2 protein-coding genes are annotated in these 2,063 nt (G+C 56.1%); both read right to left on the bottom strand.

The genetic code is table 11. The annotated features are described in order from the left end of the window. Positions 1–51: 51 nt before the first annotated feature. Positions 52–672, bottom strand: a complete 621-nt coding sequence (locus tag ABJK56_RS19735; RefSeq protein ID WP_347246406.1) for a DUF4276 family protein — start codon at positions 670–672, stop codon at positions 52–54. After that, positions 665–1,966 (bottom strand): AAA family ATPase, encoded by a 1,302-nt coding sequence (locus ABJK56_RS19730; protein ID WP_347246405.1) that lies wholly within the window; start codon positions 1,964–1,966, stop codon positions 665–667. The genes ABJK56_RS19735 and ABJK56_RS19730 overlap by 8 nt, the downstream gene beginning before the upstream one ends. Between the last annotated feature and the right edge of the window lie 97 nt (positions 1,967–2,063).

The raw sequence follows: 2,063 nt of genomic DNA, 5'->3' as shown, positions 1-2,063 counted from the left end.
CCAACTCCGCTTCCACTTCTCCTGTTTTCACGGACAATGCCCCGAACAGGCTCACGATGCCTCTGTGGCTACCCCGTCTTGGTTCATCAGGATTGCGAAAGCCTGCTTGAGGTCATCTACAAAGCGCCCGAGCGCTCTGTCTTCTTTACGGGCCTTGTGGATGTCCATAGCCTTCGCGATTTCCTGGCCGTATTCAATGCCTCCCAGGGGTGGGACAGAACCGGTGTGCTCCTCTATCGCCTCGCGAAGGATCCGCTTGTACCTGCCACGCTCGCACTTATAAGGGGGGAGGGTGACTCCTTTGCCTCTGAAAACGGTTGGGTCGCTGAGGTACCAGCGCTCTATATGGGGGTTCGGAACGGCGCAGACGACCTGCCAGCGGACTTCCGATTGTTTGACCCGCCGCAGGATTTCCTTACGCCGCTTCTGATAACTCTGGCAGTTCGCGTCTATGGCGACAATCAGGATATGGCATTGAAGGCCCTGGCTCTCCCGAAGAAACTGAGAGAATTCCGCAAGGGCCCTCCCCTTGCCCCCGGTGGCATTTCGTACGTTGTGCTCTAACAGCGAGGGCTCAATCCCCCGATCCTGGGCGATACGGGTGACCAGCGCGGGCAGAAATTTCTCGTGGGCGATGTCCTCAAGAAAGTACAAGAGGGATATCTTACCCATCCCAATCCCCTCGTATGATGCGGGTCCATAAGGGGGAAGGAGATACCTCTTCAAGCCCTTTTTCTATCTCCCCCTTCCGGAAGAGGGGGCCTAAAGAAGAGAATTCCTCAAATCGGGTGCCCTCTGACCCTCTCCGGCAGATAATGAGCATTTCATTTTCAAAATACTCGGGGAAAAGAGGCGAATGGGTGTTGACAACGATCTGGACTCCCTCCCGGCTTACCGTCTCCTTCAGCAGTTCGGCAATCAGGCGCAAACGGCGGGGGTGAACGCCGTTCTCAGGTTCCTCATAACCGATCAATGTTGCCGGAGATAAGGGGTTCGTCACAGCCAGCAGCCCCAGCATGCGAAGGGTTCCCTCCGAGATAACTCTGGCGGAATAGAGGATGTTGTTCTCCACGATGTTGAGTTCCACAAAACCATCGGGGGTCAACTGCACCTCTATTCGTTCAATGGCGGGGATCAGGGAATTCAGGGCCCGACAGGTTGCTTCAAACTGTCGCTCGTTTTTCCTGCGTAAGGTGTGATAGAGGGCAGCCAGGTCTTCTCCGAAAGGGCCCAGGTGGTCGGCGTCTTTGATCGGGGAAGGTAATCGCATCACCCGAGGTTCAAAGTAGTAAAAGCGCCAGCGCGCCAATTCCTCCCGAAAAGCAATGATGTGCGGGTAATGGGGGGGGTAAAGGGGTTGAGAGACCAGGGTGTAGTCCAAACCGATGGGATGCTCTGTGGGTCGGGCTTGTCCTTCCATCCGAAGCCGTAAGCGGCCCTCCGCCTGGTAAATGAAGGGCTTGCGGGCATGGGGGGCTTTTTCCCGACCGTCCGCCGTCAGGGCAACCAATTTTTCGTCCAGAACCCGCAGCACTCCCGACTGAGGGATTGTCTCCACTGTGATTTTGTAGCGCAAAATCGGCTCCAGAATTCGCCGGCGAATCTGCGATCCCTCCGTATCATCAGGGAGGCCCTTCCGCATTTCGTAAATTCGCCGCTCTACCTCTTCCACAACCTGCCGGGAGAGTTCTACATCAACCTCTACGGTGAACTGCGCGCTTTCCCTCTGAAGGAGGCCTTTAATGCCCGTAGCGTCATATTGGAAGGCCTCCAGAGAGGTACCCCGGTGGCCCTCAAAGGCTTCTTTGAGCGTCCGGCTGGTCACCATCCGGCTAAGCAAAGCCAGGGCATCCAGCAGGTTGCTTTTCCCGGCTGCGTTAGGGCCGAAGATCACCGTCAGAGGCTGAAGGCGGATCTCCACATCCTGAAGGGATTTGTAACCCTGAATTTTGACCCGCCTGATCATGGGCCCTCCTGTTGAATCTGCAACTTGAATCTGCAATCTTGCATTATATCACTTCTCCGGTCAAAAAGCCATTGCTCTCCCCCACCAGGCGCGTGCG

This window comes from Thermogutta sp. (assembly GCF_039793925.1).
Lineage (GTDB): Bacteria > Planctomycetota > Planctomycetia > Pirellulales > Thermoguttaceae > Thermogutta.
The sequence above is the reverse complement of the archived record's forward strand: the minus strand, read 5'-3'. Positions and strand labels throughout refer to the sequence as shown.

Bases quoted from the DNA above. Each gene is read 5' to 3' on its own strand.
- ABJK56_RS19730 (WP_347246405.1), bottom strand. From the start codon at position 1,966: ATGATCAGGCGGGTCAAAATTCAGGGTTACAAATCCCTTCAGGATGTG.
- ABJK56_RS19735 (WP_347246406.1), bottom strand. From the start codon at position 672: ATGGGTAAGATATCCCTCTTGTACTTTCTTGAGGACATCGCCCACGAG.